The following is a 20660-nucleotide window of genomic DNA, read 5'->3' as shown; positions in this document are numbered from 1 at the left end:
CAGACCGCTCCCCTCTGCACACCGACGTCAGGAATCCTGTGCCCGCTTCAGATCAGACCGCATCCACGCTCTCGCCGAGCCGACCCGGCCGCGAGTGGTGGCGTTCCGCCGTCATCTACCAGGTGTATCCGCGCTCCTTCGCCGACGCGAACGGCGACGGCGTCGGCGACCTCCCCGGCATCACGCGGCGACTCCCGTCTCTGCGCACGCTCGGCGTCGACGCAGTCTGGCTGTCCCCGTTCCAGACCTCACCGCAGCGCGACGCCGGGTACGACGTGGCCGACTACTGCGACGTCGATCCGCTGTTCGGAACGCTCGCCGACTTCGACGAGCTCCTCGGCTCCGCCCACTCGCTGGGCCTTCGGGTGATCATCGACCTGGTGCCGAACCACACCTCCAGCGACCACGCCTGGTTTCAGGCCGCCCTCACCGCGGCGCCCGGAAGCCCGGAGCGCGAGCACTACATGTTCCGCGACGGCAAAGGCGACGGCTCCTTGCCGCCCAACAACTGGGAGTCCGTTTTCGGCGGTGCCGCATGGACGCGCGTCACAGAGGCCGACGGAACACCCGGCCAGTGGTACCTGCACCTGTTCGACACATCGCAACCAGACCTGAACTGGGAGAACCCTTGGGTGCGCGAGCAGTTCCGCGGCATCCTGCGCTTCTGGCTCGACCGCGGCGTCGATGGCTTCCGTGTGGACGTCGCCCACGGCATGGTCAAAGCGGCCGGGCTGCCCGACTACACGCCGCCCGAGCACGCCGGCAGCATGGGCGGCGGTGTGGCGCTGGAGCCTGAGATCGGCAGCGACGCGGCCGAACCGCCGACCCCGCCCTATTGGGCGCAGGAGGGCGTGCACGACATCTACCGCGACTGGCACCGGGTGCTGGCCGAGTACGAGGGCGACCGTGTGCTGTGCGGCGAGGCCTGGGTGGAGCCCCTCGAGAAGCTCGCCCGCTGGGTGCGCCCCGACGAGATGCAGCAGACGTTCAACTTCGGCTACCTCGAGACCCCGTGGGATGCGGCGGCCCTCCGCCACGTGATCGACCAGTCGATCTCGGCGTTCGCCGGTGTCGGCGCCCCGAGCACTTGGGTGCTCTCGAACCACGACGTCGTTCGGCACGCCACGCGCCTCGCGCTTGAGGGTGAGAACCCGCAGGGGCACGGTTTGGGGCCGACGTCCACCGGTCTGCCCGATCCTGCGTTCGGCCTGAACCGTGCCCGCGCCGCCACCGCCCTGATGCTGGCGCTGCCCGGTTCGGCCTACCTGTATCAGGGGGAGGAGCTCGGGCTGCCCGAGGTCGTCGATCTTCCCGACTCCGCCCGTCAGGATCCCACCTGGTTTCGCACCCACGGGGAGCGGTACGGCCGCGACGGGTGCCGCGTGCCGATCCCGTGGGAGTCGGATGCGCCTTCGTACGGTTTCGGGCCGGGCTCGGCGAGTTGGCTTCCCCAGCCGGCGACCTGGGCTTCGTTCGCCCGGGATGTGCAGGAGGGTCTCGCCGGTTCCACGCTGTCGCTCTACGAGGAGGCTTTGTCGCTCCGCCGCGCCAACGACCTCGCTTTCGGAACCGTCGAGTGGCTGCCCTCCGACGAGAATGTCATCGCATTCCGTTCCGGGAATATTTCGGTGGTGTCGAATCTCGGGGTCTCCCCGATCCCGCTTCCGGCGGGCGAGGTCGTGCTCGCGAGTGCTCCCGTGGTGGGGCGAACGATCCCGCGGGATGTCACCGTCTGGCTCGCCTGACGTTCACGCGTTCGTGCCGGGTGGTGGCTTCTTCCGCGTTCCCGTCGACAGTCGGCACGAGCGTTTTCGCTCAGCTCGCGTTGGCTTTCAGCCAGGCGTAGGGGTCGGTGTGCTCTGTTCCGTTCAGCAGGATCTCGAAGTGCAGGTGGGCGCCCGTTGAGATGCCCGTGTTGCCGACCCGCCCGACGGTATCGGCGACTTTCACCTGCTGGCCCGCGGTGACCCGCACAGACCCGCTCTGCATATGGCAGTACTTGCTGGCGATGAGCTTCCCGCCGATCATGTGATCGATCGTCACGTTGACGCCGCAGCCGCCGTTGTCTCTCAGTACGACCTCCCGCACGACGCCGTCGGCGATGATCTGGATCGGCACTCCGGCGCCGGGGGCGAAGTCGACGCCGAGATGGTTCGTGGAGGCGCCGTCGGTCGGCGCAATGCGTGGTCCGTAACCGTCGGAGATCGGCACCCCGACAGGGAAGGGCCACTGCACCGTGCCGAGTGGGTTGTTGGTGAAGGTTTCGGCGATCCGCATGTGGCTGATCGCCGAGACCTGCTCGGCGGAGGTGACCGCTGCCCCGTCGCGTTCGATCGTGGCGACGGTCGCGCCCGGGTCGGCCACGAAGTCTTGGGTTTCGCCCGTCGTGACGCTCGGCGCCTGAGCATGCAACGCGAGGGTTCGCACATCCTCTTGGGTGAGCAACGCCATCGCGGGCACCGAAGTGGCGACCGCGATCGTGGCCGCGAATGTCATCGCGAGGATGCTGATGCCTTTGGCCGCACTCGAGCGGTGCGCCCGCGGCGTGCGCACTCGGGGCGTGCCCGTTGCCGGGGTGCGCAGCGGGGGAACCCGCGTCTCCCTCCGGTTCGGGAGACCGTCGCTGGCCCTCTTTCGCGCCTCTTCCGCCCGCTCGCGTTCGCGCCGTTCACGGCGCGTCGCCGGCGGTGCACCGTCGATCAGGATGGTCCGCTCGGCCGGATCTTCCGGGGTCGCCTGCCCGAGGGCCGCGCGCGTGGGGGCGGTGTTCTCCTGGGGCTCGGCAGTCAACTGTCGTGTCGGCTTTCAGTCTCTCTCGGGGGTGGATTTCGGGCGAGTCCGCGTATTCGACGCGGCCTGCAAATATAACGAATTCATAAACACTACCCGACGCCGCTGATCAACACCATGTAAATGCATGCTTTTACGGCGGCTGGCTGCGTTCACCAGTCGTCGCGGTGGAACTCCTGAAGGAGGGGGTTCAGGCGTGAGAACAGCCCCGGCTCGGCTGCGACGACGAGGTCGCTGCTCGCCCGCGCATCCCTCAGTCCACCCACGGTCGCCCCGGCCTCCGCTGCGATGAGCGCACCGGCGGCGTGATCCCAGGGGTTGAGCCCACGTTCGTAGTATGCATCGAGCCGCCCCGCCGCGACACCGCAGAGGTCGAGCGACGCCGCGCCGATGCGACGGATATCGCGCACCCTGCCGATCAGCTCGGTGACGACGCGGCCTTGTCGTTCGCGTCGGGTCGCGTCGTAGCCGAAGCCGGTGCCGACCAGAGCGAGTTCCAGCTCGGTGTCGTGGTTCACGTGCAGCGTCTGCCCGTTCAGGGCCGCCCCGCCGCCGGCCGCAGCAGCGAACACCTCGCCCGCCGCCGGGTTCACCACGACACCGGCCAGAGCGCGCCAGGTCTGCGGATCGGGATCGCCTTCGACCACCGCGATGCTCACGGCGTACGACGGGATGCCGTAGAAGTAGTTGACCGTGCCATCGATCGGGTCGACGACCCAGGTGAGTCCGCTGCTCCCGGTCTCTGCTCCCGACTCCTCCCCGTAGAACCCGTCGTTCGGCCGCGCCGCCGCGATGGCCCCGCGGATGATGTGCTCCACTTCTTGGTCGGCGCGCGTCACGATATCGCTGAGCGACGACTTCGAGGCGGCGATCTCAACGCCTTCGGCACGACGCAGGCGGGCGAGGTCGCCGGCGCGAAGGGCGATGGTGCGGGCGATTCCGAGGAGTTCGACGTTGGCTGGCATGCACTCAGCCTCGCAGACCGGGCACCTCCGCGAACAGCGCCGCCCAGATCTGGGGAGAACCCGGGATGTGGAGGATCCGACTCACGCCCTCGGCTCCACCCGACCCGTCGGGCTCGACAACCAGAAAACCCCTGGCCCAAGACCAGGGGTTTTGCCGAAAGTGCGAGACCGATGTCGTGACACTTCACATGGTGGCGAGTGAGGGATTCGAACCCCCGAATGCTGAGCAGTCTGATTTACAGTCAGATCCCTTTGGCCGCTTGGGTAACTCGCCAGGGCGCTCCAACCACCAGTTTTCTGCTGACCGAAGGCGCTCGACAAGAATACTCACCGAACGGCGCTAAGCGAAATCAGGGCGTGCGATGCCGGCCGGGAGTCGCGACCGCGGGGAGGGCGTGTCTGCCGTCGGCAGATTCGCGCTGGGCAGAAACACGGGTGCCCGACGCCGGGGCGAACGCAGACTGGGGCCATCACCGCCCCGAACGTAGAACCGAAAGGCCACCATGGATGCGACACCTGGCACTCCCGACCACCCGATCTTCAAACGTCTGCTCGAGGAGCGGATCATCTTTCTGGGCAGCGAGGTCACCGACGACTCGGCCAACGAGATCTGCGCGCAACTCCTCCTCCTGAACTCGGTCGAACCCGAGCGAGACATCTTTCTCTACATCAATTCGCCGGGTGGTTCCATCACAGCCGGTTTCGCCATCTACGACACCATGAAGTTCGTGCAAGCCGACGTGGCGACGGTGGCGCTGGGGTTCGCCGCATCGATGGGGCAGTTCCTCCTCTCCTCCGGCACGGCGGGCAAGCGGTATTCGCTGCCCAACGCGAGCGTCGTGATGCATCAGCCCCACGGCGGCTTCGGCGGCACCTCGGCCGACATCCAGACCCAGGCCAAACAGATCCTGCATTTCAAGCGGCGGATGGCGGAGCTGACGAGCGCCCAGACCGGCAAGACGGTCGAGCAGATCGTCGAAGACGGCGACCGTGACCGTTGGTTCACCGCCGACGAGGCGCTCGACTATGGGTTCGTCGACCATGTGATCGGTTCGACTGCATCCCTCCCCCGACCCTGAGCCGGTCGGCGGCACCGAACCTCGCGAGGAGACGAGAGATGACCAGGGTCAGGCGACGAGGCGGATCGGGCTGAGCTCGTGCGCTGGCTGGAAGGGACCGACTTCGACGCCCGCGGCTGGGGCGTCGAGCTGATCCCCGGCGACTCGGAGCCCGGCGCGTTGCAGCCCGGCGACGCGGAGCCCACCGACGCGAAGCCTGACGACCGGGCGGCCGGCACGAGGCGAATCGGCGAGCGGCGAACCCGCGAGCGGATGCGTTTGCAACGTCCGCACATCCGTCGCGCCCGTCGTCGCCAGCGTCAGCTCGCTGCGCGCGAACTCCGCCGACGCCCGCGCCAGCAGTTCCCGCTCGGTCACATCGAGCACGCGGCACAGGGTGGCGAGGATCTCGGAGGAGGCCTCCTTGCGACCCCGCTCCACCTCGGAGAGGTACGGCAGCGAGATGCGCGACGCCTCAGACAGCTGTCGCAGGGTCTTGCCCCGCTCGAGCCGCAGACGCCTGAGCACGGAACCGATCGCGTGGCGCATCAGCATGGGCCCCTCCTCACGGTCGACGTGTCGGTCAGCCTATTCCGCGCGGCGCCGAACGACCCCGGTCTCACCGGAGTTCTGCTCTCGGCAGAATCGCCGACACACCGCCGCGGTGGCTCAGCGCCTCCGCGCCGGCCACCAGTGCGAGGCCGAGAACCCCACCGGCCGCCGAGAACCCGGTCACCAGGATGAGCAGCACACCTCCCGCACCGGCCGCCGCACCCAGATACGCGAAGGCACCCGGCCGGCCATGCACCGCATCCCCGCCAGCGCGCGCCAGCTCGATGCGACCGGCCGCCGCCACAACGGCGGCGACACCGATCGTCACCGCTGCCAGCCACAGCGGCCGGGAGAGCCACCACTCGGCGCTCAGCGGCACCGGCAGTCGCTGCCCGGTGAGCAGCAGCGCGCCGGCCAGCCCGATGAGCACGAGCATGTGCCAGAGGTAGATCGTCATCGCGCGGGCGTTGATCGCCGTGACCGCGGCCGCGAACGGCCTGATGCCCTCGAGCCGGCGCAGCGCCGGCCGCGCCAGTTCGAAGAGCGACGCCTGACCGACGCCGAGCACCACAAGGGCTGCGGTGGGCGGGTTGAGGTTGGCGAGCATGTCGAAGGAGTAGACACCGCAGGCGGCGAGCACGAAAAGAGCAGCATATGCCGCCGCCGCGAGCAACGAGAGGCGCCGGCGCCCCAGACCCGGGATGCGCCCGTCGGCCAACCAGAATCCCAACTGCTGGATGAGCAGCCAGACGAACAGCAGGTTGGCGAACCCGACGGCCGTGACCCCGGTCGTGTTACGCACGATGTCGACGGCCAGCACGGCGGCGAGCAGCCCGACGACTGTGACGACTGGGCGGCGACGGTGCGCCGTCTCGAGCAACGGAACGAACGCCGTGCACAGGATGTACACCCCGAGGAACCAGAGCGGCTGACTCAGCCGGAACCCTGCCGTGGCGACGATCGCGGCCGGAACACCGGCGATCGCGAGGGCGGCCAGCACGATCACCACCGCGGCGATCGCGGCGACCGCCGGGCGGAGCAGCCGCCGCATCCGTTGGGCGATGTAGTCGGCGGGGCGCACTCCGCGGGCGCGCATCCTGCTCCACTGCGTGAAACTGGAGAAGCCGCCGAGCACCACGAAGAGCGGCATGATCTGGGCGAACCAGCTCACCGCCGGGAACCACGACCAACCCTCGAGCGCGTTGGCGAGCACCGGCCCGGCGGCGGCGACGCTCACCCCCACCATGAGCGAGTGGAGTGCGACCACCACCACGAGGCACCAGGCCCGGGCGATGTCCACGGTCGTGTCACGCGGTGCACGGGCGGGTCCGGTCGGGCGGGCGGAGATCAGGGATGCGGATGCAGCGAAGGCTGCTGCCGTTCCAGACGGTGTTACGGTCGCTGCGGCCACGGCGGGCTCCTTCCGTCGGCCCACGGCGGGCCGTCCGAGAGGAGCGTGTCAAGCCGGCGACGGTCGGGGCATCAATCCGTGGAGCGAATCGGCGCCATACCGTCGTAGGGGTCAGGACGCGGGTTCGACCAGTCCAGCGTCGAAAGCGAGGATGACGGCGTGCACCCGATCGCGCAGACCGAGCTTGGCGAAGACCCGGCTCACGTGGGTCTTCACGGTCTGCTCGGCGATGAACAGTTCGCCGGCGATCTCGCCGTTCGAGTATCCCCGACCGATCAGCACCAGGATCTCGTGCTCGCGTTCGGTGAGGCCGGCGAGCGCGAGGGCATGCAGGTTCGTCGCCGGACGCTGGGCGGCGAACCGTTCCAGGAGCCGTTTCGTCACGCGCGGGGCGAGGAGCGCATCCCCGGCGGCGACGATCCGCACGGCCTGCACCAGGTCTTCCGGCAGCGCGTCCTTCAGCAGGAAACCGCTCGCGCCGGCGTTCAGGGCGTCGTGCACATAGTCGTCGGCATCGAAGGTGGTGAGCACGAGCACCAGAGGCCGATACGGTTCGCCCCGACTCGGATGCACCAACTCCCTCGTGGCATCGATGCCGTTCATGACCGGCATGCGCACATCCATGAGCACGAGGTCGGGCCGCAGCCGCCGGGCCTGTTCGACCGCCTCGGCCCCGTCGGCGGCTTGGCCCACGACGGTGATGTCGTCTTGGGCGTCGAGAATCGCGGCGAAGCCGGCGCGCACCATCGCCTGGTCGTCGACGATGAGCACCGAGATCGTCATGCTGCCCCTTTCGGCGGGCGGAGCGGGAAGGAGGCGCGAACGGCGAATCCGCCGTCGTCGGTGCGCCCCGCATCAAGACTGCCACCCAGGAGGGCGGTGCGCTCGCGCATCCCGCGGATGCCGTGCCCGCCCGTGTCGGGCGCTGGCGCCGAAGCCGGGCGCCCGGTCGACGCCTCGTTGCGCACCTCGACGTCGAGGGCGCCGTCGGCGGTGGCGAGCAGCACCAGCGTTCCGGCACCGGTGGCGTGCCGGGCAACGTTGCTCAGCGACTCCTGCACGATGCGGTAGACGGTCAACGAGAGCGCCGGATCGAGCGTCGCGGTCTCCGCCGGGCTCACCCGGTCGTCGAGTGTCACGACGGCGCCGGCGCGCCTGGCGCGCTCGACGAGACCGGGCACATCCGTCACGCCCGGCTGCGGCGCCGTCTCGACGACCGTGTCTTCGCTGCGCAGAACGCCGAGCAGCCGGCGCATCTCCCCCATCGCGCCGCGGGCCGTGGCCGCCAGGTCGTCGAACTCGGCGGCCGCCTCCTCGCTGAGCGACGGGATGCGGTAGCGCGCCGACGACGCCTGCACCTGGATGGCCGACATTCCGTGGGCGACGACATCGTGCAGTTCGCGGGCGATGCGGGTGCGCTCCTCGGCGATCTCGCGGCGCGCGAGCTCGGAGGCCGACACCTGCTGCTCCCGCTGAAGCTGCCGGCGGACGGCCTGCCACTGCGTGACCAGCACGGCGGCCACGAGCACGATCCCCGTGATGGAGGCGAACACGATGAGATCGGCCGTCGCCGCGCCGGGCGTCACGCCAGAGTCGGAGCGATTCACCACGATCAGCGCCACGACGATGCCGGCGGCCACGCCCGCTCCCCAACCGACGAGACCGGTGCGCCAATCGGAGCGCAGGGTGGCGAACAGGATGACGACGGCCTGCGCGATGAGGGCGGTCACCGGCACAGGCCACGGGTTCGCCCCGTCCGGCGTCGACGCGACGGCGAACCCGGCGACGGCGATGACGGACAACGCCATGCCGTACCGCGGTGCGAAGACGGCGAGGAGGATCGCCCCGGCCTGCGCGACGCCGAGCGTCAACGCGATCACCACCGGGATGCCGTAGATCGTCGCGCCGAGGGCGGCGGTGAGCGCCAGAACAGCGACGGCGGCGGTTCCGCCGACCCCGGAGAGGAGCACGAGCATTCTGTCCAGCCGCTGGCGGGGCTGGCCGGCCCGTTCGGGCGCGGACGGGAGCGAACTCATGGCACCTCCACCTCACCGAGGGCCGGCCCGTTCGCACGGCGTCCGGCCCTCGCTCTGATCACGGCGTCGACGACGACCCCGGTCGCCAGCCCCATCCCGACGCCGACGAGCATCCCGAGGAACGGGTTGCCGTGCAGCCAGTGGCCCGCGAGCAGTCCCACCGTAACCGAATACACCGACCAGGTCAGCCCGGCCACGATCGAGAGCCCGAAGAAGCGGGGACGCGAGAACCCGGAAGCGCCGGCGACGAGGTTCACGGCCACACGTCCGACCGGAATATAGCGCGCGGTCAGCAGCAGAACGGCCGCCCGGCGGTCGAGCCCCCGACGCGCACGGTCGAGCGCCGACTGCATGCGGGGCCGGCGCATCCAGCGGAACCGGGTGAGCCCGACGGCCCGACCGATGGCGAAGGTGAGGTTGTCGCCCACGATCGCTCCGACGGCGGCGCACACCACGATCAGCGCGATGTTCGGCTGACCGAGCGTGATGCTGGCCGCGGCGGCGGCGATGACGATGGACTCGCTCGGCACCGGCGGGAAGAAGGCGTCGACGAAGACGACGCCGATGACGATGAGGTAGATCCACGGGGATGAGGCTGCGTGTGCGATGAGCTGGTTGACGGCATCCACGAACGGCTCTCCTCTCGGTCGGGGACGCAGGAATGCGCCCATAACCGAGGCTAGGAACAGGGGATGCGACGGCGCGTCCCCCGGCGGTACCGGCGCACCCCCTACCTCAGGGGGAGATCGCCGGGTGCGGCGTCAGTGGCGGGTGACGCGCTCCGCAGCGGCGAGCACCTCGGGATGGATCAGCTGCCCGGCGCCGAGCACCTCGAACCCGATCAGATAGCCGTCGGCGTCGTATTCGGCGTCGATGTATGCACCGCCGTTCGGGGTGTGAGCGGTGGATGCGCGATCGGCCAGCGCGATGCCGGCGGTGTCGTCGAGCCTCAGGGAGGCGACGTCGAGCTCGGGGTCGTATGTCAGTCGCATGCCTCGAGCCTAGAAACGGTCCTCGCGGCTGTCGTCGGACTGTCGTACCACTCGCATCAGCTCGCCGAACGAGGGTGCGCCTCCGTTTCGCGACACCCCGGTCGACCTGACGGCGGTGTCGGGGGTGCGGCGCAGAATCGTGCCCATGAGGACAGTGGAGATTTGCGAACGGTGTGACGGTACCGGCGCCGACCCGGTCCAGCGCGACGACGAGGTGCTGCTCTGCGTCGAGTGCAACGGTGACGGCTGCCACATCACCTACCTGGCTGAGCTGCAGCAGACGGCCTAGCGTTCTCGTCGGCCCCTGCCCCCTGTTTTCAGGAGCTTCCGAGCCCAGGCTGCCGCGTGGCCCTGTTTTCAGGACTCACCGGTCGGCGGCCGCGGCCTTCTCCTGAAAACAGGAGGCTCACGATCTGGCGACCGGTTACCTGACGCAGCAGCGTCCACTGCTGTCAGCCCGTCTGCGGAGCCTCCCTCAGAGTCACGGTCGTCGTCGCCTTCTTGCCGTCGCGGAGGTAACCGATCTCCACCTTGTCTCCGGCCTTCTTCGTCAGGGTCACGGCGGTCAGGTCTTCCGGCGTGGTCGCCGCTTTGCCGTCGACCGTGAGGATGATGTCGCCCGCCCTCAGTCCCGCTGCGGAGGCGGGGCCACCCGCGACGACCGACGCGATGTAGAGTCCGGCGTCGACGCCGTAGTCGGCGGCGACGTTCTCCGGGATGGCGACGACGGAGACGCCGAAGTACGGGTAGGTGGCCTTGCCGCTGGCGATGATCTGATCGACGATCGAGATGGCCCGATCCACCGGAACAGCGAAGCCGATGCCGACGCTGCCGCCGCCGGCTTCACCGGATGCATTGGGCACGGTGGCGATGGCGGTGTTGATGCCGATGAGTTTGCCCGCGCAGTCCACCAGTGGTCCGCCCGAATTGCCCGGGTTGATCGCCGCGTCGGTCTGGATCGCCCCCGCGAGGACCGCCGTCTGGCCGTTGTCGCTCGGCACGGTGACGTCGCGCCCCAGGGCGCTGACGATGCCCGCTGTCACCGAACCGGAGAGCCCGAGCGGCGCTCCGAGTGCCACGACCGGCTCCCCCACCACGACCGATGCTGACGAGCCGAGCCCGATCGTGGGAAGGTCGGTCGAACTCGTCACCTTCAGAACGGCGAGGTCGGCTCGCGGGTCACGTCCGATGAGGGTCGCCGGCACGGTCTCGCCGCTGCTGTAGAGGACCTCGATCGTGCCACCCGTCGCCGCGACGGAGATCACGTGGTTGTTCGTGACGATATAGCCGTCTTTGCGAACGATCTCGCCGGTGCCCACGCCGCCTTCGGAACCGTTGCTCGCCGAGATGGTCACGACGGCCGGCAGTACCTCGGTCGAGACCTTCGTCGCGTCGCACGAGTTGCCCGACGAGACGGCGGTGCTCGAGGAGGCCGGCGCGGAACCACCGACGTTCCGGCCGAGAAGGCCGCCCAGGAAACCGGCGACCAGCCCGAGTACGACGGCGATCGCCACGACGATCCAGATCCACCCTCTGCCCGAACGCCCCGATTGACGCTGCTCACCCGAAATCGTCATAGTCCCCCTCGTTCCGCCCGCGTGGCCCCAGTCTGTTCCGGGTGGGCCGTCAGGTCAACAACCGTCAGCCCACCGAACGCGGTCCGAGGCCCGCGTAGCCGGAGACGTCATCGGTGAGCACCGGAACGTCGACGGTCGTCGAGGTGGATGCGGTGGAGAACGTCACCTGGGCCAGACCGCCAGGCCGAGTGTCGACAGAACCGAAGAGCAGAACCTCGCCTGACGGCCGGCCGATCGTCACGACCGATCCCGGTTCGACCGTCACGGTCTGCGCCGGCTCGTGGCCGACCGTCACCTGCAGTTCGACGGCTGAACTGCCGGAGGCGAGGAAGGAGGCAACGAGATTCGCGGCATCCCCGCTCAACGCACCCTTGTCCATCACCAGAACGACGTCGCGGATGTCGACCCCGCCGATGTTCGTGTCGACACCGACGGTGTCGTTCACCTGAATCACTCCCTGCGGAACGAGATACTCGCAGCCCGCCAGGCCGACGACGAGCAGGCCGCCGATCACCAGACTCGTGACGCCCCGCCTGATTCGTGCTCTCATCGGATCTCTCCTCTGCGCATCGCCCCACCCGGACGTCACGAGGTTCGAAACCGGAACTCGTCCGCCCACCGTCACGATAGTCATGTCGGGCGTCTCAGCGCCACCGTTTCGTGCACGGACGAGCGATCCGCAGGAGCGCGGGCGGCACCGCCCTCCTGCGGATCCTGTTGCTACTTCTTCACGCGGTCGATGGCGTCGATCGCTCCCTTCGCCGCGTCGGCCGCGCTCTTCTGCTGGGCGATGACCGAGCCCCACGCCTGCCCGACCGGTTCGCGCATCTGCGTGAGCTCCGTTCCGAAACCGGGGATGAGGTAGGGCACGCTGTTCTGCAGCCCCTTGAGGAAGCTGCTGAACACGGGATCGCTCTTCAGCGCCGGCTCGTCGGCCAGATCCTTCCGCGTGGGAAGGCTGCCTGCCGCGAACGCCGCCATCTCGCCCTCCTTGCTCAGGAACATGGAGGCGATGGCCTTGAACGCGGTGTCCTTGTCTTTCGTGAAGGCGCCCATATACGCGTAGTCGCCGAACTGGTAGACCTGCGCCGGCTGCGTTCCGGAGGGCATCGGCACGGCGCCGTACTTGAACTTGGCCGTCGCCTTCGCGTTTCCGTACTGCCAGTTGCCTCCGACGGCGAACGCCATGGTGCCGGTCAGGAACTTCTGGAACACGACATCACCGGTCCAGGTCGCCGCGTCCTGCGGGATGTACCCCTTGTGCGCCCAGTCACCCACCATCGAGAAGGCTTTCTCGAGCGGCTTGGCCGAGGGCTTCTTGTAGTCGAAGCCGTACGCCGTGATGAACGGGAACGCGTCGCCGTCCTGCTGGCCCTGACCGGCGACCCCGAGGCCGATGTACTTCGTGCCGATCGTGGCCAGATCCGCGTTCAGCTCGTCCATCGTCGTCGGCGGTGTGAGCCCGAATTCGTCGAGGATGTCCTGGTTGTACCAGAGGCCGACGCCGTTCATGAAGCCCTTGACCCCATAGACCTTGCCGTCGATGCGGGTGACGACGGACTCGGGGAACTGGTCCTTGTCCTTGAACGCGTCGAACTGCTTCGTGAAGTCGGCGAGCGCGCCCGCTTTCACGAGCTGAGGAAGATCGGAACCGTCTTCGACGAAGGTGTCCGGACCCTTCTTGCTCGCGGCGGAGGCGATGACCTTCTGGGTGAGCTGCTCGGTCGGCACGAAGACCGGGTCGAGCGTGATGCCGGGATTCTGCTTCGCGACGATGCTCGTGAGATCCGCGGTGAACTTCTTCGTGGCCGGGATGCCCTGCGCGTAGTAGTGCCAGAACGAGACAGTCTTGTCGCCACCGGCCGCGTTGCCGCCGCTGCTGCACGCGGCGAGGCCCGAGACGCTCAGGGAGGCGATCGCCGCGAACGCGACGATGCGGGCGACCTGTCGTCCTCGGCGAGATCTGCTGTGCTTGTCGAACATTGTCCTTCTCCTTACTGCTGGTGTGTTTGCCGGTCAGACGCGTGCCTCAGCGCACGCTGCCCATGGTGATTCCGCCGACCAGGAGTTTCTGGCCGAACAGGAAGATCAATACGGTCGGAACTGAGACGAGCACCGAAACGGCCATCAGCCCGGGCCAGTTGGCTCCGTACGACGACATCTGCTGCGCGAGCAGCGCGCTGACCGGGTACTGCTGCGGATCGGTGAGGAACGTGATCGCGTAGAGGAACTCGCCCCACGCACCGATGAACGCGAGGGTTCCGACCGTCGCGATGCCGTTGCGGGTGATCGGGAGCACGACCTCGAAGAATCGGCGCAGCATCCCGGCCCCGTCGAGCGACGCCGCCTCCTCGATGGCGATCGGCACCGAGGTGAAGAAGGGCCGCAGGAGGAGCACGCTGAACGGAAGGGTGCCGGCCGCGATCGCCAGGGCGACGCCGAACAGGTTGCCGGTGAGCTGCCAGGACGCGAGCAGGCTGTAAAGCGGGATCAGCGTCGAGGTGGCCGGCACCATCTGCAGGACGATCAGCAGGGCGAGGCTCAGGTTGACGATCCATCCGTTCACCCGGGCGAGTCCGTACGCCGACGGAACCCCGATCACGAGCACGAGCACCGTGGCGCTCACTGCGATGATGATCGAGTTGAGCGCCGACTGCGCGAAGCCGGAGTTCCAGACGTCGACATAGGCCTGCACCGTCGGCGTGAAGAGGAATCCCGCTGTACCGACGAAGACATCGTCGAGCTTCTTGAACGACGTGGTGACGAGCCAGTAGAGCGGTAGCGCGTAGATGGCGAGCAGCACTATCGCGCCGACCACGGTGAGCCAGGTGCGGTGTTGGACGGTTCTCATTGCGTCTCCTTGCGGTTCGCGCGGATGTAGACGGCGGCGAGCCCGAGCACGATCAGCAGTGAGAGGAGCGCGGTGAACGCGCCCTGACCGAACTCGTAGAAGTGGAACGCCTGCTGGTAGCTGAGGAACGGGAGCGTCGTCGTGGCGGTGCCCGGCCCGCCGGCCGTCATCACGAAGATCAAGTCGAAGCTCCGGAACGCGTTGATGACGACCAGCACACTCAGAATCGAGAGCACCGGCCGCAGGAGCGGCAGCACGATGTAGCGGTTGGCTTTCCACCCGGAGGCGCCGTCGATGGCGGCGGCCTCGAGCAGTTCCTCCGGAACGTCGAGCAGGGCGGCCCGGATGACGAGTGCGCAGAACGGAACGATCGTCCAGGCGTTCACCAATGCGAGCACGACCAGTGCGAGCGTGCCCTGGGAGAGCCAGGGCAGCGGCTTGTCGATGAGATGCAACGCGATCAGCGTCGTGTTGATCGCGCCATCGGATGAGAGAAGGAACTTCCAGAGGTTGCCCGAGACCACCGGCGGGAGGGTCCACACGAACACCATGAACCCGAGGGTGATGGCACTGAGCCGGGTGCGGGGCCGCAGCACGAGGGCGGCCAGGAATCCGCCGCCCAGACTGACGACGAGCACGATCGCCACCACCACCAGGGTCTGCACGACGATGCCGAGGAACGCCGGATCGTCGAGGACGGCCTGCGCGTTGTCGAGGCCGTTGAACGGTCGGCCGCCGAGGATGTTCGCGGCGGTCACATCGGCGAAGGCGGTGCGGAACAGGTCGATGAGCGGGTAGATGGAGAGCACAGCGAGGTACACCGCGCCCGGAATCAGGAAGAGCAGGGCACGTTTTCCGAAGAGGCCATGCCGTCCCCGTTTCACCGTGCGCCCCCGGCTCAGGTCGTGTCCCCGGCTCGTGACGCGACCCTCGCTCATGACACGACCCTCACTCATGACGCGATGACGACGCGCCCGGCGCCGGAAGCGGATAGCAGGGCCGCCTCGAGCATCGCCACGCTGCCGAGGTTGTCGGCTGCGGAGGACCGCGGCGCGGCCCCGGTCTCGATCGAGGCCAGGAAGTCGAGCAGAACGCCGACGCGTTCGAACGGCACGCCCGTGTCGATCGGGACGCGCTGCCTCTCGCCGTCGGCCGCGCGGAGGCGGACGAACTCGTGCGAGGGCTCGTTCGGACTCGTCTCGGCCGTACCCCACTGCAGCTCGCCGTCGTCGCCGCTGATGCACCACTGCCCGGGCCACGGTGTCGTGGCGTCGATGCCTTGACTGGTGAGCGTGTAGTCGACGACGATCCCGTTCGACATCTCGATGATTGCGTGCGCCTCGGGAGCGAAGTCGCTCACCTGCGAGATCCGCGGTCGGGTGACGCAGGTGATCGCCAGCGCGTCGGAACCGAGGATGTAGCGCATGAGGTCGAAGTGGTGGATCGCCAGCTCGACGAGCGCGTTCGATAGGGAGACACCCTGGTGCACCCGATGCCAGCGCACGCCGACTCGGCGGAGCGTTCCGAGGGTGCCATCCGCAAGCAGCCCGCGCACGACCGGCGCGGCCGGGAAGTGCCGGTAGTTCTGGTCGATCACGAAGGTGAGCCCTCGCGCTTCAGCGTCCAGCACCAATGACTGCGCGGTGCGCACATCGAATACGAACGGCTTCTCGAGCAGCAGGTGCAGGCCGAGATCGATCGCCTCGCGGGCGACCGCCTCGTGGGCGGGGATGGCCACGGGGGCGATCACGGCCTCGGCGCCCGTCGCGGCGACCGCCGATCCGAGGTCGGCGAACACGCTGTCGGCGGGAGCATTCGTCGCCGCCCGGAACGCCTCCCGACTCTGGGCGGAGGCATCGACCCAGGCAACGACATTCGCGCCGGGGACCTGCGGGAGGATCGTGGTCGCCCAGTCCGTTCCCCACGGGCCCAGACCGACCTGGATGAGGGAGTGCGTCATCTCAGCGCGTCCCTTCTTCGGTCAGCCACCACTCGCGGGGTACTCCCCGGTGCGGGTCGGTCGCGCGGGCGCGGGCAGCCCGGCCGCCGCCCACCGCACCGCATTGCCGAGGATCCGACGGATCTCGGGTTGGAAGTAGACGGGGTACTCCTCGTGGCCCGGTGCGAAGAAGAAGATGCGCCCCTGACCGCGCAGGTAGGCGCATCCGCTCCGGAGCACCTCGCCGCCCTCGAAGTTGCTGATGAAGACCAGTTCGTCCGGCGTCGGAATGTCGATCGGTTCCCCGTACATCTCCTGCTGCGGGATCACGACCGGGTTGGGAACGCCGGCCGCGATCGGGTGCGTCGGCAGGATCGTCCAGAGGTGCTCCTTGTCGCCGTGCCGCCATCCGGTCGCGTCGTTCGAGGTTCCGAGAAGCGTCTTGGCCACCTTGGAGAGGATCGCCGAGTGCAGGATGAGGAGGCCCATCCCCTGGTGCACGCGTCGCTGCACCCGGGCGACGATCTCGTCGGAGACGGCGTCGTTCTCGAGGTGGCTCCACCACAGCAGCACGTCGGTCGCGGCGAGCACATCGTCGGTGAGGCCGTGTTCGTCGTCCTGCATCACGGCCGTGCGCACCTGCACTTCCTGTGCGAGTTCGTCACCGAGCGCTTGGGCGAGGACGACATGTATGCCGTCGGGGTACACCGAGGAGACCGAGGGGTAGATCTTCTCCTCGACGAATTCATTCCACACTGTGGCTCGGATCATCTGCCGATCACCGTTGACCTTTCTCAAGAGACATCGAACGTAGCCTAAGTAATGAAAGCTATTTTCGCAACCATCTTTCTTTAGGCTAGCGTGGGGGACGACCGCCAGAGTCGGCGGACGGGAAAGGACGCGACCGCGTGGATATTCGAGAACACCTCCTCTGCCTCACCGGCGGATCGACGACCGTCGTCATCGACGCACGGGGCGGCGGCCTGCCGACGATCGCGCACTGGGGTCGCGAGCTCGGAGCGGTCGACCCCGACACCGTGAGGTCGCTGGCCGACGCTGCCCTCCCCGCTCGCGTCGACAACCTGATCGACGACTCCATCTCGGCCTCCCTGGTGCCCGAGAACCGAACCGGCTGGGTGGGGACGCCCGGGCTCCTCGGTTCGCGCGGCGGCCGCGCGTGGGCGACCAGCTTCCGGGTGACCTCGGCGGGCGCCGCACCACTGTCAGCCGAGACCCGGATGACCGGCACGGCCGACGTCGACATCGTCACCGGTCCCGTGCGGCTCCATTTCGACGCCGAAGACAGCGCGGCCGCCCTCGGATTGCACCTTCGAATCGAGCTGACGGCATCCGGTGTGCTGCAGCTCTCGGCCACTGTCACCAACCGCGGAGACGACCGTTACGACCTGGGCGGCCTAGAACTCCTGCTGCCCGTTCCCGGCCGGGCCACTCAGATCTTCGACCTCGCTGGGCGCTGGTCTCGCGAACGCGTGCCGCAGCGACACGAGTTCACCATCGGCGGCCACCTGCGCGAGGGCCGCCGGGGCCGCACCGGGCCCGATGCCGCGACCGTGCTGACCGTCGGCGAGGCGGAGTTCGATTTCGCCACAGGGGAAGTCTGGGGCGTGCACCTCGGCTTCAGCGGAAACCACCGCTACCGCGCCGAACGCACCAGCGACGGGCAACGGTTGATCGGCGGCGGCGAATTGCTGCTGCCCGGCGAGATCGCACTCGAACCCGGCGAGAGCTACGCGAGCCCCACGCTCTACGCGGGCACCGCCACCGGCCTGGATGCCCTCGCGCACGACTTCCACGCCCTCCTGCGCGAGCGGCCCGCGCATCCGCGATCCGCTCGCCCGGTGAACCTCAACGTCTGGGAAGCCGTCTACTTCGACCACGACATCGCCAAACTGACGGCCCTCGCCGCTGTCGCAAGCGAGGTCGGTGTCGAGCGGTTCGTCCTCGACGACGGCTGGTTCCGCAACCGTCGCCACGACCGTGCAGGTCTCGGCGACTGGTTCGTCGATGAGACCGTGTGGCCGCTCGGACTGCATCCGCTGGTCGACGAGGTGCGACGACTCGGAATGGGATTCGGGCTGTGGTTCGAACCGGAGATGATCAGCCCCGATTCGGACCTCGCCCGCGCGCATCCCGACTGGATCATGCGCACCGGCGACCGCCTCCCGCCGGAGTCGCGCGCCCAGCAGGTGCTCGACCTGACGAATCCCGAGGCCTACGCCTACATTCTCGGGCGCCTGCAGTCCATCGTCAGCGAGTTCGAGATCGACTACATCAAATGGGATCACAATCGCGACCTCGTCGAGGCGGGCCGCGGGCCCTCGGGAACGCCGGGGGTGCACGCCCAGACGTTGGCCGTCTACCGGCTGCTCGACGAGGTGCGCGCGCTCTTTCCCGCGCTTGAGATCGAGAGCTGCTCGTCGGGCGGGGCGCGGGTCGACCTCGGTATCCTGGAACGCACCGACCGGGTCTGGGCGTCCGACTGCATCGACCCGCTCGAACGCCAGGGCGTCCAGCGCTGGACCAGCCAGCTGATCCCTCTGGAGTTGATCGGCAGCCACATCGCCTCGGAGCGCTCCCACACGACGGGCAGGATGCACACCCTCGGCTTCCGTGCCGTCACGGCACTGTACGGCCACCTCGGCATCGAATGGGATCTGACGACACTCTCGCCGCACGATCGCTCCGAGCTGGCCGGCTGGGTTGCCGTCTACAAGCGGTGGCGCCCCCTGCTGCACAGCGGCGAACTGATCCGTTCGCACGACGGCGCCGGCGCGCGGTGGACGACCGGTGTCGTCGCCCGCGACCGCCGGGAGGCCCTGTTCTCGGTCGTGATGCTCGCGCGAAGCGACGAAAGCCCGATGGAACGCCTGCGACTGAGGGGACTCGACACCGATCTCACGTATCGGGTCGACATCATCGATCCGAGCTCCGTGCTGGCCGGCACGGACCTTCCGCCGTGGCTACAGGAGGAGAACCCCGCCGTCGAACGTCGTTTCACCGGTCGCATGCTGGAGAGCGTCGGCCTCCAGTTTCCCGCCCTGCTGCCGGAATCCGGCGTTCTGCTCCGGGTCGCTGTCGACGAAGACGCCGGATGAGCGCCGCCGCACCCGCCGTTCGGCACGGCATCCGCCTCGCGCTCGCGCTCGGCCTCCTGCAGACCCTCGGCACACTGACCGTCGATGTGTACCTCCCGGCTTTCCCGCGGATCGCCGCCGACTTCGGTGCGCCGACGACCGCAATCCAACTGACCATGACGGGCGCCCTCGTGGGCATGGTGATCGGGCAACTCGTGGTCGGGCCGTGGAGCGACGCGATCGGCCGCCGCCGACTCCTCGGCGCGGCGATCGGGGTGCATGTGGTCGCCTCTCTGCTCTGCGCGGCCTCGCCGAATGTGGCTGTGCTCATCGCCACACGCTTCCTGCAGGGCGCCGCCTCGGCGGCGATCGGGGTGCTCGCGCTCGCTATGGTCCGCGACCTCTACCGTGGGCGCCCGATGGTGCGGATGTTCGCCGCACTCGCGGTCGTCTCCGGGCTCGCGATCGCGGTGGGTCCGATGCTCGGCTCGCTGCTGCTACGGGTGCTGGACTGGCACGGCGTCTTCGTGGCGCTCGCCTGCTACGGACTCTTCGTCGGCGTCTACGGGATGCTCTCGACCGGCGAGACGCTCGTCGCCGCGTCGAATCCCGCATCGCGTCGCCCGGCCCGCTTTCGCGCGGTGCTCGGCGACCGCGTCTCGGTCGGACTCTTCCTGACCGGCGGACTGCTCTGGGCCGGCATGTTCTGCTACCTCTCGTCGTCATCGTTCCTCTTCCAGGACGTGTTCGGACTGACGGAGTTCCAATACGGTCTGGTCTTCGCCTCACACGCGCTGACGATGCTCGTCGGCACGCAGGTCGGCGCACGTCTGGCACAGCGGGTGCCTCCCGGACGTGTGATCGGGGTGTCGACCGCCGTGACCGCGCTCGCGGCGCTCGCGCTGGTGGCGGTCGCCACATCGCCCGAGCCTCCGCTGCTCACCGTGCTCGGGCCCCTGTGGGTCTTCACGTTCGCCCTCGGCGCCACGACACCCTGCCTCCAGGGGCTCGCGATGGAGCGCAACGGGCTCAACGCCGGCACGGCGGCGGCCCTGCTCGGTGCCGCACAACTCGGGCTCGGGGCGGTCGCTTCCCCCCTCGCGGGGTTCTTCGGGCTGGGCACCGCGCTTCCGCTCGGCATCGTCGTGGCATCCTGTCAGCTGCTCGCCGTCTGCGCACTCTGGATGGTGGCGCGCCCGCGATCGATCGTGTTCTCCCCGAACCGCATCCGGCGCCCCGCAGCGATCCGCAGCCGCGCTGATCCGCAGCCGCAGCGATCCGCAGCCGCAGCGATCCGCAGCCGCAGCGATCTGCAGCCGTGCTGGGGGCGCATGGCGGAGGGGGTGCCGCGGCGCGGCGTGCCCGGGTGGGGAGCCGCCCGACGCCGGAGTGCC

The 20660-nt window shown here is 68.6% G+C and carries 19 protein-coding genes, 1 tRNA gene and 1 pseudogene; 5 read left to right on the top strand and 16 right to left on the bottom strand.

Translation table 11 applies throughout. The features are described from left to right. Positions 1–38: 38 nt before the first annotated feature. Positions 39–1745, top strand: a complete 1707-nt coding sequence (locus K5L49_RS15100) for a glycoside hydrolase family 13 protein (protein WP_223693981.1) — start codon at positions 39–41, stop codon at positions 1743–1745. 70 nt (positions 1746–1815) lie between these two features. Here the strand turns inward: K5L49_RS15100 and K5L49_RS15095 are convergent, their stop codons facing one another. From K5L49_RS15095 to K5L49_RS15085, 3 genes are all read right to left on the bottom strand, one after another. After that, positions 1816–2790, bottom strand: a complete 975-nt coding sequence (locus K5L49_RS15095) for a M23 family metallopeptidase (RefSeq protein WP_223693979.1) — start codon at positions 2788–2790, stop codon at positions 1816–1818. 152 nt (positions 2791–2942) lie between these two features. Then, positions 2943–3755 carry an inositol monophosphatase family protein gene (locus K5L49_RS15090; RefSeq protein ID WP_223693978.1) on the bottom strand — a complete coding sequence of 271 codons (813 nt, stop codon included), beginning with the start codon at positions 3753–3755 and terminating at the stop codon, positions 2943–2945. A 189-nt stretch (positions 3756–3944) separates the two neighbouring features. Beyond that, positions 3945–4029 (bottom strand) — tRNA-Tyr (locus K5L49_RS15085). A gap of 229 nt (positions 4030–4258) precedes the next feature. Here K5L49_RS15085 and K5L49_RS15080 point away from each other — a divergent pair. Continuing rightward, complete coding sequence (locus K5L49_RS15080; RefSeq protein WP_223693976.1) at positions 4259–4834, top strand: ATP-dependent Clp protease proteolytic subunit; 576 nt, start codon at positions 4259–4261, stop codon at positions 4832–4834. Positions 4835–4882: 48 nt separating this feature from the next. Here K5L49_RS15080 and K5L49_RS15075 read toward each other — a convergent pair whose 3' ends face one another. The 6 genes from K5L49_RS15075 to K5L49_RS15050 all read right to left on the bottom strand — a co-directional run bounded on the left by K5L49_RS15075 (position 4883) and on the right by K5L49_RS15050 (position 9804). Then, positions 4883–5368 carry a helix-turn-helix domain-containing protein gene (locus tag K5L49_RS15075; RefSeq protein ID WP_223693975.1) on the bottom strand — a complete coding sequence of 162 codons (486 nt, stop codon included), beginning with the start codon at positions 5366–5368 and terminating at the stop codon, positions 4883–4885. Between the two features lie 64 nt (positions 5369–5432). After that, the gene (locus K5L49_RS15070; protein WP_223693973.1) at positions 5433–6776 is read right to left on the bottom strand and encodes an acyltransferase family protein; all 1344 of its coding nucleotides are present in this window, start codon (positions 6774–6776) and stop codon (positions 5433–5435) included. 111 nt (positions 6777–6887) lie between these two features. Then, complete coding sequence (locus K5L49_RS15065) at positions 6888–7559, bottom strand: response regulator (protein WP_223693971.1); 672 nt, start codon at positions 7557–7559, stop codon at positions 6888–6890. Continuing rightward, on the bottom strand, positions 7556–8812 hold the full coding sequence (locus K5L49_RS15060) for a sensor histidine kinase (RefSeq protein ID WP_223693969.1): 1257 nt from the start codon (positions 8810–8812) through the stop codon (positions 7556–7558). Before K5L49_RS15060 ends, K5L49_RS15065 begins: the two co-directional genes overlap by 4 nt. Continuing rightward, complete coding sequence (locus K5L49_RS15055; RefSeq protein WP_223693967.1) at positions 8809–9441, bottom strand: DedA family protein; 633 nt, start codon at positions 9439–9441, stop codon at positions 8809–8811. The genes K5L49_RS15060 and K5L49_RS15055 overlap by 4 nt, the downstream gene beginning before the upstream one ends. A gap of 132 nt (positions 9442–9573) precedes the next feature. Then, complete coding sequence (locus K5L49_RS15050) at positions 9574–9804, bottom strand: DUF2283 domain-containing protein (protein WP_223693965.1); 231 nt, start codon at positions 9802–9804, stop codon at positions 9574–9576. Between the two features lie 145 nt (positions 9805–9949). Here K5L49_RS15050 and K5L49_RS15045 point away from each other — a divergent pair, with 145 nt between their 5' ends. Then, the gene (locus K5L49_RS15045; RefSeq protein WP_223693963.1) at positions 9950–10093 is read left to right on the top strand and encodes a hypothetical protein; all 144 of its coding nucleotides are present in this window, start codon (positions 9950–9952) and stop codon (positions 10091–10093) included. A gap of 163 nt (positions 10094–10256) precedes the next feature. Here K5L49_RS15045 and K5L49_RS15040 read toward each other — a convergent pair whose 3' ends face one another. The 7 genes from K5L49_RS15040 to K5L49_RS15010 all read right to left on the bottom strand — a co-directional run bounded on the left by K5L49_RS15040 (position 10257) and on the right by K5L49_RS15010 (position 16942). Continuing rightward, entirely contained in the window at positions 10257–11381 is a 1125-nt protein-coding gene (locus tag K5L49_RS15040; protein WP_223693961.1) for a S1C family serine protease, read from the bottom strand. A 64-nt stretch (positions 11382–11445) separates the two neighbouring features. Beyond that, positions 11446–11931: a hypothetical protein gene (locus tag K5L49_RS15035; RefSeq protein WP_223693959.1), complete on the bottom strand. Its 486-nt coding sequence runs from the start codon at positions 11929–11931 to the stop codon at positions 11446–11448. A 170-nt stretch (positions 11932–12101) separates the two neighbouring features. After that, a complete protein-coding gene (locus K5L49_RS15030) occupies positions 12102–13364 on the bottom strand; it encodes a sugar ABC transporter substrate-binding protein (protein ID WP_223693957.1) in 1263 nt (420 codons plus the stop codon). A gap of 46 nt (positions 13365–13410) precedes the next feature. Next, entirely contained in the window at positions 13411–14232 is an 822-nt protein-coding gene (locus tag K5L49_RS15025; protein WP_223693955.1) for a carbohydrate ABC transporter permease, read from the bottom strand. After that, the gene (locus tag K5L49_RS15020) at positions 14229–15170 is read right to left on the bottom strand and encodes a carbohydrate ABC transporter permease (protein ID WP_223693953.1); all 942 of its coding nucleotides are present in this window, start codon (positions 15168–15170) and stop codon (positions 14229–14231) included. The genes K5L49_RS15025 and K5L49_RS15020 overlap by 4 nt, the downstream gene beginning before the upstream one ends. Positions 15171–15184: 14 nt before the next feature. Next, on the bottom strand, positions 15185–16192 hold the full coding sequence (locus tag K5L49_RS15015) for a Gfo/Idh/MocA family protein (RefSeq protein ID WP_223693952.1): 1008 nt from the start codon (positions 16190–16192) through the stop codon (positions 15185–15187). Positions 16193–16213: 21 nt separating this feature from the next. Next, entirely contained in the window at positions 16214–16942 is a 729-nt protein-coding gene (locus tag K5L49_RS15010) for a ThuA domain-containing protein (RefSeq protein WP_223693950.1), read from the bottom strand. Between the two features lie 137 nt (positions 16943–17079). Between K5L49_RS15010 and K5L49_RS15005 the strand changes: the two genes are divergently transcribed. Further along, positions 17080–19287, top strand: coding sequence for an alpha-galactosidase (locus tag K5L49_RS15005; protein ID WP_223693948.1), 2208 nt, complete (start codon positions 17080–17082; stop codon positions 19285–19287). Then, positions 19284–20444 (top strand): annotated as a pseudogene (locus tag K5L49_RS20720) (Bcr/CflA family efflux MFS transporter); the annotation flags it as partial. The gene K5L49_RS15005 and the pseudogene K5L49_RS20720, both read left to right, overlap by 4 nt. Positions 20445–20660 lie beyond the last annotated feature (216 nt).

Source organism: Leifsonia poae, assembly GCF_020009625.1.
Lineage (GTDB): Bacteria > Actinomycetota > Actinomycetes > Actinomycetales > Microbacteriaceae > Leifsonia > Leifsonia poae_A.
This window is presented reverse-complemented; position numbering and strand designations above follow the sequence as displayed.

What these genes read in the sequence shown, in the direction of transcription:
- K5L49_RS15030 (WP_223693957.1), bottom strand. Translation starts at nt 13,364, where the DNA reads ATGTTCGACAAGCACAGCAGATCTCGCCGAGGACGACAGGTCGCCCGC.
- K5L49_RS15060 (WP_223693969.1), bottom strand. Translation starts at nt 8,812, where the DNA reads ATGAGTTCGCTCCCGTCCGCGCCCGAACGGGCCGGCCAGCCCCGCCAG.
- K5L49_RS15080 (WP_223693976.1), top strand. Translation starts at nt 4,259, where the DNA reads ATGGATGCGACACCTGGCACTCCCGACCACCCGATCTTCAAACGTCTG.
- K5L49_RS15090 (WP_223693978.1), bottom strand. Translation starts at nt 3,755, where the DNA reads ATGCCAGCCAACGTCGAACTCCTCGGAATCGCCCGCACCATCGCCCTT.
- K5L49_RS15010 (WP_223693950.1), bottom strand. Translation starts at nt 16,942, where the DNA reads ATGATCCGAGCCACAGTGTGGAATGAATTCGTCGAGGAGAAGATCTAC.
- K5L49_RS15040 (WP_223693961.1), bottom strand. Translation starts at nt 11,381, where the DNA reads ATGACGATTTCGGGTGAGCAGCGTCAATCGGGGCGTTCGGGCAGAGGG.
- K5L49_RS15025 (WP_223693955.1), bottom strand. Translation starts at nt 14,232, where the DNA reads ATGAGAACCGTCCAACACCGCACCTGGCTCACCGTGGTCGGCGCGATA.
- K5L49_RS15050 (WP_223693965.1), bottom strand. Translation starts at nt 9,804, where the DNA reads ATGCGACTGACATACGACCCCGAGCTCGACGTCGCCTCCCTGAGGCTC.
- K5L49_RS15045 (WP_223693963.1), top strand. Translation starts at nt 9,950, where the DNA reads ATGAGGACAGTGGAGATTTGCGAACGGTGTGACGGTACCGGCGCCGAC.
- K5L49_RS15035 (WP_223693959.1), bottom strand. Translation starts at nt 11,931, where the DNA reads ATGAGAGCACGAATCAGGCGGGGCGTCACGAGTCTGGTGATCGGCGGC.
- K5L49_RS15075 (WP_223693975.1), bottom strand. Translation starts at nt 5,368, where the DNA reads ATGCTGATGCGCCACGCGATCGGTTCCGTGCTCAGGCGTCTGCGGCTC.
- K5L49_RS15065 (WP_223693971.1), bottom strand. Translation starts at nt 7,559, where the DNA reads ATGACGATCTCGGTGCTCATCGTCGACGACCAGGCGATGGTGCGCGCC.
- K5L49_RS15015 (WP_223693952.1), bottom strand. Translation starts at nt 16,192, where the DNA reads ATGACGCACTCCCTCATCCAGGTCGGTCTGGGCCCGTGGGGAACGGAC.
- K5L49_RS15020 (WP_223693953.1), bottom strand. Translation starts at nt 15,170, where the DNA reads ATGAGCGAGGGTCGCGTCACGAGCCGGGGACACGACCTGAGCCGGGGG.